A 7,229-nucleotide genomic window follows, 5' to 3' on the forward strand; every position below is an offset into this window, starting at 1 on the left:
ACACGATACGACAAACTAAAGAGAAATTATGAAAGTATGGTTGCCATGGCATGCGGGTATCTGTGGCTACCTGTGTGAAATGTCAACAGACCCTAAGAAACTATTTCACCTAAATTCAAAAGCAATTCGCAGCATAATGGCTACTTTAAGCTCCGATCAGAAACGCATTCGTTTTTTCAAAGCTTTCTTATCATTCAATCGTATCTCAAAGTTAAAGATCTCTGCACAACCCTGAAAATTTTATTGTAGTGATGGGATGAAATTCTCAGATGACAGTTTTACCTGCTTTTTTTGGCAGAAAAATGAATTTTTACCCTTTTTAAGGGAGCTTTCCCCCTTATGCTGCATTAGGACGGACTGCTCCTCTTGATAATTCATCTACGAATATTTTGTTGGCAGCTTTTTTCAGATTCATGCAAACACTTTTCATCAAGATTTGGGCGTTGACTTTTACCGTTCCGAAGTAGCTGGCACGCCCCATTCTAAATAAGCGTTTAGCTGTCCCAAAGCATTGTTCGATGATATAGCGTTTTTTACTGATCAATCTATTGGCCAGTTTCTGTCGTGCTGAGAGTGGTTTGTTTTTGTACGCCCGGTGCATGATCGCACTCTTAATTTTACGCGTTTTCAGATATTGCCGATTGGCATGGCTGGCTGAGCCTTTATCTGCATTTACCCGATTTGCCTCAATATGTACGCCATTGATGGCTGCTTCGAAATACATCATTTCACTTTAGTTAGCAGGGGCAGTGTGTACCCCACACATAACCGTCTTGCGCATCTACCACAACGTAACTCCGGCAGCCAAAATACGACTTCTTGCCTTTTTTGAGCCAGGCCGCATCCGGATCCGCACTCTGTTTTTCAACGCAGGAGATTCCCGATTGGCTGCCATCCTCAAACTGAACAGTCTTGCCTTCAGCATCCACCTCCAACGTGATGGTCTTGTTAAGACATGCCGCTGACTCAATCAGTGTGGCATCGATCACCGCGCCCGTTACACCCTTGACCATCAAACCATGTGATTGAATCTGTTGATTGATATCGGCCAGAAGACCATCCAGCTTGTTGTTGGCCACCAGCCGATTACGACATCGGCACAGGGTCGTTTCGTCCGGGATCACATCCGACAAGGACAAGCCACAAAAATGGAGAAAATCAATTCGCACGCTCAGCGCCTGTTCCAATGCAGCATCCGACAAATTATGCCATTGACCAAGCAGGATCGCCTTGAACATCATCAGCGCGTCAAACGGTTCCTGTCCTCCACCATTCGATAGTTCGCGCTTGTACAAACCCCTAAGACTCGGACGCAATTTCTCCCAATCAATCAGTGCATCAATCTTCATCAGTACGCTGTCTTGCCTCAGACGTTGCGCCAATTCTATTGACCCAAAACTCATCTGCATCTTCTGCCCCAAACATCTTTTACCTGTCGTCCTTTTAGGGCGTGTGGTCAATTAAGCTAGATAACGGAAGCGGCCATATAGATGGCGCCGAGGAAGGTTGAGGCGCGTTTATCGTATCTGGTTGCAATGGCGCGGTATTGCTTGAGTTTTTGGAAGAAATTTTCGATCAGATGCCGCCATGTATACATATCCTCATCGTATTCACGTTGCTGTGTGCGGTTGGATTTTGGCGGTATAACGGCCTTAACAGCTTTCTGATCAAGAAGATCAAGCACACGTTCAGCGGCGTCATAGGCCTTGTCGGCCAAAAACGCCTTTACTTTACAAAGGATGTCAGGCAATAAGGCGTCTGCGCCTTGTAGATCATGGGCCTGACCAGGCGTTAGATGAAAGCCAGTCAGATTGCCAAGTGCATCACATGTTGCGTGTATTTTTGTCGTTAAACCGCCTTTTGACCGCCCGATACATTCTTGCGCCTTGTCCCCCCTTTTGCTCCGGCTGCGTGTTGATGAGCGCGGACGATTGTGCTGTCAATCATGGCGTATTCGTTATCCGCATCAGCGGCCAAATGCTCAAAGACCCTTTGCCACACGCCGCTATCGGACCAACGCTTGTGACGGCGGGCGATATTGTTCCAGTCTCCGAAACGCTCCGGCAAATCCCGCCATGGAATGCCTGCCCGATATCGGTAAATCACCGCCTCCACAAACAAACGATTATCTTTTGCCGTTACGCCAACTGTATCTTCCCGGCCCGGAAGCAAATGCTCAATCCGTTGCCACTGATCATCCCGCAATCCATAGCGTCGCACCATTCATAAGCCCCTCCCATAGCTTATAAACAGTGAATCACAATACAGTTCTTTTGTGAATCTTGAAAATTAATTAATTGTCCACACGCCCTAGTTGTTTATTTGGCTAACGGGTAAATTGTGCAGGAGTCTTATTACTTCTTCGACAACAGGAATAACTCATTCATGACAGCACCTCCTGCCTTAAGGGAATCACATCGGCTTCCGTTCGGCTATCCCCAAATTAATAGGTCCTGAGCCTAAGTCTGAGGAAAAATGTATGCAATTGCATTATTGCTCCCCTTACTAGTTATCATTTACATTCACGACTAATCTTTAATCAAATAAGGAGTAATTGTCATGAAAATAATATCAACTACTGTTGTAATTGGAATGTTTTCTTTTTTCCTAAATACTCAAGTTTATGCAGAAGATACTGATCATAGAGCAGAAGCCATACAACAAGCTGAGGAAGCCATAAAGTATGGAAAAATGGGTCATGCCGAAGAATTGCTCACTCATGCCAAGGTAAGTATGGAGTATGCTCAAGCGGCAACCAATTCTGGTGCTGATGATCAGATGAAACAAGCCGTTGGGCATTTAGTAAAAGCCATCGGGCATGCTGAGATGGATCGTGCCGGTGCAGCAACCAGCCATACTCAAACAGCAATGAGTCTTATGCAAGAATAAGCTATGAAGTGCAGGCTCATATTTTTTGTTTGACGACTGAACTTGATCTCATATACCGTTGTCTCTGACTATAGAGGCGAACCTTAATTCCGATATCCATCCGGGCATCACTATAAAAGTGACATTGCAAATATAAAGGGAAGCCAAAGTGTATCTACTTTCATTTCACTTGAAATAGACTATGCTTTTCTTCCCCATGAGAGCAACGTGTTAAATTGGGAATTCAAATCGTCTGAAATGCTGTGGATCTGGAGCTAGTCTCCAGCAGCTGTTGGTGGTTTTACAGGTAGGATTTGTTCTCTATTTTTATTAGGATGAGTTAGGACCGACCCCGCCCTCACAGGCTGTTCAGAAACGCTTTGATCGCCATGTTGACTGCTTCCGGCTCTTCTATGGTCGAAGAATGCCCTGCCCCGGGAATCCTTACCAAGTGTGATCCAGCAATCCTGGCCTGGATACGCTCGGCTTTAGCCGGTACCGTGGCGACATCTTCTTCACCGACCATGATCAGTGTAGGAGTAGTAATTTTACCAATCTCGTCGTAAACGCCCTGACGATCCATTACACCCTTGACCGCAAATACCAGGACAACGGATGAACGTAGATGAAGCGCACGTCATAATCGCTGTCGGGTGAGGCAAAACACCAACCCCAGCTGCTCCACTCGCAAGCATAGAGCACTCACACACCGTATTCGGTTTCGATAGACGTGAGACGGGATTCGACACTGGCACGAACAACAGGATCGATCGAATGATCGCATTCATCCATGTTCCTCGCTCCCCGCCAAAAATGATCCAGCTTCCGCTGCGTAAAGAGGGCTTTCGCAGTAACGCACCGTCACGCCAGGCGCTGTTTCGCCTTCTTGCAGGCTTGCCTGCACGGTTGCAGCGAATAGTTTGCCCGCCTCGTGGCAGCGCTGCCGATCCGACTCCCGCAACAAAACAAATTCGTTACGGCCGATTTCTGTAGATAATGAGGTTACCGATTTCAGTGCAAAGGCACGTTGCGTGTGAGACAGCCAGTTCTTAAAAGCAGCAAGGACTTCCCAGCGAGTGAAATACCACTCAGGCCAAAGCTGGCCAGACAGCTTCCCATTTACCCGGATCAGCTCATGCTCATCGCCGTGCGAAAAAAAGCCAAACTCAATCAGAGTTCCGGCAGGCCACATTGGCGTCCGCTGCCAAAGTTCGCTTGCATCAAGTTCGAGTAAACGTTCCAGAGCCAACCCCTGCGTATCGGGTTCCAGCATTTCAATGCAAAGTGAATCATAAGTTGGATAATTTGCGAGCAAGTACTCTAGCCCATAAACCTGCGAATCCAGCGTCTTGGTCGCAACAGGGGCCTGAGCTGCACGCAACAAGGCGCGCAACAGCGCCCGGATATCGGCCTCATACTGGTCGCGCGCAAATACCAGTTGCACAAAACCCGCCCCTGTCACAGCGAGAGCATCGTCCAATGCCGGACGTAAGCCGAAAATATCAAGCTCCCAGACTACAGTGCTGGCATCCGGGTGACTCACCAGGACGGGCTCTTCCAAGCCCGCATCAGGTGCATAACCACAATCGCAGGTCAGCACCTGGTACGCGCCGGGCCGTTTGATCGAATCAATCAACGAGAACACATCCCAGACGATTCCGCGCTCAGCCAAATGGTCATTGCCAACCGGGAAATCGGGAATCGCCTGCAGCACCAGATAAGGTGGTTTGTCGAAAATAATTTCGCTGAAACGGATGGTCCAGTCGATGCGGCCAGGCAGCGTAAGCACAGGCAGGATTGCAAAACTGATATGATGAGTCATCGCCGCTTCTGTATCAGCTGGTGAACACCACATCCAGCGTTACTGGCAGCAACGCGGCATTGACTTCGCGAATGGTGAGATAGTCTGCTGGACCCAATGGTTTTGCGCATAGCCGTTTAAACAAAAAGATCGCCATGCTGCGCCCGTTTTTGTGTAGCAAGATCATGCGCCTCCTTAAGTCGGGCATGGATTCCAGCCTAAACTTATGAAAATGTAGTCGTCATACGGGATGCCGTGTTGTTTTCACAGCTTGTCCAGGAATGCTTTAATCGCCATGTTGACCGCTTCCGGCTCTTCTATGGTCGAAGAATGTCCTGCCCCGGGAATCCTTACCAGGCGTGAGCCAGCAATCCTGGCCTGAATACGCTCGGCTTTAGCCGGTACCGTGGCGACATCTTCTTCACCGACCATGATCAGTGTAGGAGTAGTAATTTTACCAATCTCGTCGTAAACACCCTGACGATCTATCACGCCCCTGACCGCGCGGCTGACGCCGATGCGATGATTAGCGATTAGATGTTTCTCCCACTCTTCACGCTGCGCAGCCCGATTGGGGTCGGTGAGAAACGTCTGACCGAACATGATCCGCATAACGGGAGCTGCGACAAATCTCAAACCTAACCAGCGCGCGACAAAATTAAGCCGGTTATAGCGTGGAACATTCTCTACCGGTTCAGGATCAGCCGACGTTCCCAGCAGCATCAGTGACCGCAGAAGCTCTGGCCGCCGAGCCGCCAGCCGCATCCCCATAAAACCTCCCATCGAAAGCCCAGTAAAATGACAAGGTGCGCAACCCAATACCTCGATCAATCTGACAACATCCCGGTAGAGGATCTCCATGTCATAGCCGTCTTGTGTGATTTCGCTTTGCCCTTGGCCACGAAAATCAAACGTGATGCAACGGTAGCGATCTTTGAGCGCATTGATCTGTGCCTCAAACATCTGGCCACTCCACAACAGCCCATGGGCAAACAGGATGGTTTCTGGTCCTGTCCCCTCATCTGTGTAATGTAACTTCGCTCCGTTGACTTGAATTTTAGGCATAGAATTTAGGAAAAATAAACGACTTCTTGATTATGGTAAAACATAAACACATGGCCAGCTGTTTAGTTAAACTCGCGGCTGAGCAATCAAGAACTAATCTGCTTTGAATTTAATAATTGGTATACAACAACCGCAGATATTTTTATATAGTGATAACGAACCAGATACCCGCTTATTATTACCGACTAAAGTGGCAGCCTCGACGAAGATAACTTATCTTTTTCAATCTGCCTCATAGGCTCGTTTCTCCTAGAAATAAATTTCTTTTGAAATCCCAATATGCCGACAGATGAACACCACATCGCTAGATTTGGCCGTATATTTATATATTTTAAGTTTGTGGGAAATATCTCTTTGTGTCTATAAATTCATCATCAACTCATTGAAAACAGAGCAATTTATCAAACAAGCTGCCAAACGAAATCGTTATATTCATAAAATTGTTTGCACACGAAAGAATTCGTTCTTACAGCCATACTTCAGTGAATACTGATTGCAAAGCATCCATTACATCTTGTGAAATGACATTTCCCGCACCGCTCGGCACTTCATATGAAGACATGGCTGAAACCAGTTGGTCAACATGCTTATTCAATAAAATAGAAGACCCTGCAATGATCTGATTCAATTGATAAATATCACCACTATACCAGTTAGTAATTGTTAATTGATCATCTGTGCCAACTATATTTAGCTGTAAATTGTTTCCACTGCGGCTAAACCAGAGATTTTCAAAAGATACATCAGTAATTCTTAGAATATCAAAACTTGCTACCTCTGTATCATAATTATTGATAGTATCTTTTCCATCCGCAGTATTGAACAAATAGGTATCATTGCCTCCATCTCCTGTCAGGTAATCGTTGGCACCTGCCCCGCCTCGCAGGCTGTCACCTCCGCTACCGCCATACAGCATGTCAGTGCCTTCACCTCCTTCCAGCACATCGTTGCTATTGCCCCCAGACAGGGTGTCATTACCAGCCAGACCATCAATCGTATCGTTTGTGGCAAAACCTGTGATGTTGTCGGCGCCTGCTGTACCCTGCAATACTTTTTGTTTAACGGTGGTTACATCCCAGCTCGTGCCATCACTGAACTCAATGGCATCCAGGACATAAGGGCCAGCTGCATCTTGATAAAAGTAGTTGCTGATGGTGATTTTCTCACCGGTACTCTGCAGGGTCAGGTATAGATTGCCAGGATCACGCGTTACCGTCACCTCGCCAGGATTGACCCCTTCCATAAAGCGCAGTACATCGTGGCGGCCTGCGCTGGTGTCGTAGTTATAGATGTTGGTATTGCCCTCTCCAGCAGCAAATAAATAGGTGTCATTGCCGGCATCGCCTGACAGGTAATCGTTGGCACCTGCGCCCCCTCGCAGGCTGTCATCTCCGCTGCCACCATACAGCATGTCGGTGCCGTCGCCTCCTTCCAGCACATCGTTGCCACTGCCCCCAGACAGGGTGTCATTACCAGCCAGGCCATCAATCGTGTC

The 7,229-nt window shown here is 47.5% G+C and carries 10 protein-coding genes and 1 pseudogene; 2 read left to right on the forward strand and 9 right to left on the reverse strand.

Annotated elements, in window-relative coordinates; all coding sequences use genetic code 11:
* Window positions 1-78, forward strand: a pseudogene (locus BLV54_RS15795) (IS5/IS1182 family transposase); the annotation flags it as partial.
* 259 nt (window positions 79-337) lie between these two features.
* On the opposite strand, the gene BLV54_RS17030 reads toward BLV54_RS15795, so the two are convergent.
* The 3 genes from BLV54_RS17030 to BLV54_RS14100 all read right to left on the reverse strand — a co-directional run bounded on the left by BLV54_RS17030 (window position 338) and on the right by BLV54_RS14100 (window position 2,220).
* Complete coding sequence (locus BLV54_RS17030) at window positions 338-727, reverse strand: transposase (RefSeq protein ID WP_256329526.1); 390 nt, start codon at window positions 725-727, stop codon at window positions 338-340.
* Between the two features lie 10 nt (window positions 728-737).
* Window positions 738-1,403, reverse strand: a complete 666-nt coding sequence (locus BLV54_RS17035) for a transposase (RefSeq protein ID WP_256329527.1) — start codon at window positions 1,401-1,403, stop codon at window positions 738-740.
* Window positions 1,404-1,465: 62 nt separating this feature from the next.
* Window positions 1,466-2,220, reverse strand: a protein-coding gene (locus BLV54_RS14100) for an IS5 family transposase (protein WP_256329528.1) whose coding sequence is annotated in 2 segments (ribosomal slippage) — window positions 1,466-1,879 and window positions 1,882-2,220 — 753 coding nt in all. Because the reading frame shifts where the segments join, the coding sequence is not laid out codon by codon here.
* A gap of 339 nt (window positions 2,221-2,559) precedes the next feature.
* Between BLV54_RS14100 and smbP the strand changes: the two genes are divergently transcribed.
* Window positions 2,560-2,889, forward strand: a complete 330-nt coding sequence (smbP, locus tag BLV54_RS14105) for a small metal-binding protein SmbP (RefSeq protein ID WP_090572250.1) — start codon at window positions 2,560-2,562, stop codon at window positions 2,887-2,889.
* Window positions 2,890-3,226: 337 nt separating this feature from the next.
* Here smbP and BLV54_RS14110 read toward each other — a convergent pair whose 3' ends face one another.
* The 6 genes from BLV54_RS14110 to BLV54_RS14130 form a co-directional block, all read right to left on the reverse strand.
* Window positions 3,227-3,451, reverse strand: coding sequence for an alpha/beta fold hydrolase (locus BLV54_RS14110; RefSeq protein ID WP_090572251.1), 225 nt, complete (start codon window positions 3,449-3,451; stop codon window positions 3,227-3,229).
* A complete protein-coding gene (locus tag BLV54_RS17380; RefSeq protein WP_218132415.1) occupies window positions 3,451-3,570 on the reverse strand; it encodes a DNA polymerase beta superfamily protein in 120 nt (39 codons plus the stop codon). Before BLV54_RS17380 ends, BLV54_RS14110 begins: the two co-directional genes overlap by 1 nt.
* A gap of 82 nt (window positions 3,571-3,652) precedes the next feature.
* A complete protein-coding gene (locus tag BLV54_RS14120; RefSeq protein WP_143032533.1) occupies window positions 3,653-4,723 on the reverse strand; it encodes a hypothetical protein in 1,071 nt (356 codons plus the stop codon).
* Complete coding sequence (locus tag BLV54_RS16265) at window positions 4,704-4,850, reverse strand: hypothetical protein (protein ID WP_176969790.1); 147 nt, start codon at window positions 4,848-4,850, stop codon at window positions 4,704-4,706. The genes BLV54_RS14120 and BLV54_RS16265 overlap by 20 nt, the downstream gene beginning before the upstream one ends.
* Window positions 4,851-4,933: 83 nt before the next feature.
* The gene (locus tag BLV54_RS14125; RefSeq protein WP_090572253.1) at window positions 4,934-5,734 is read right to left on the reverse strand and encodes an alpha/beta fold hydrolase; all 801 of its coding nucleotides are present in this window, start codon (window positions 5,732-5,734) and stop codon (window positions 4,934-4,936) included.
* Between the two features lie 466 nt (window positions 5,735-6,200).
* Window positions 6,201-7,229 (reverse strand): calcium-binding protein (locus BLV54_RS14130; protein ID WP_305367537.1); only part of this gene is annotated, 1,029 nt, incomplete at its 5' end.

The sequence above is a fragment of the Nitrosomonas sp. Nm33 genome (assembly GCF_900107265.1).
Lineage (GTDB): Bacteria > Pseudomonadota > Gammaproteobacteria > Burkholderiales > Nitrosomonadaceae > Nitrosomonas.

Excerpts from the sequence above, each read along its gene's own strand:
- BLV54_RS17030 (WP_256329526.1), bottom strand. The coding sequence starts at position 727 with ATGATGTATTTCGAAGCAGCCATCAATGGCGTACATATTGAGGCAAAT.
- BLV54_RS17035 (WP_256329527.1), bottom strand. The coding sequence starts at position 1,403 with ATGAGTTTTGGGTCAATAGAATTGGCGCAACGTCTGAGGCAAGACAGC.
- smbP (WP_090572250.1), top strand. The coding sequence starts at position 2,560 with ATGAAAATAATATCAACTACTGTTGTAATTGGAATGTTTTCTTTTTTC.
- BLV54_RS14110 (WP_090572251.1), bottom strand. The coding sequence starts at position 3,451 with ATGGATCGTCAGGGCGTTTACGACGAGATTGGTAAAATTACTACTCCT.
- BLV54_RS14120 (WP_143032533.1), bottom strand. The coding sequence starts at position 4,723 with ATGTGGTGTTCACCAGCTGATACAGAAGCGGCGATGACTCATCATATC.
- BLV54_RS14125 (WP_090572253.1), bottom strand. The coding sequence starts at position 5,734 with ATGCCTAAAATTCAAGTCAACGGAGCGAAGTTACATTACACAGATGAG.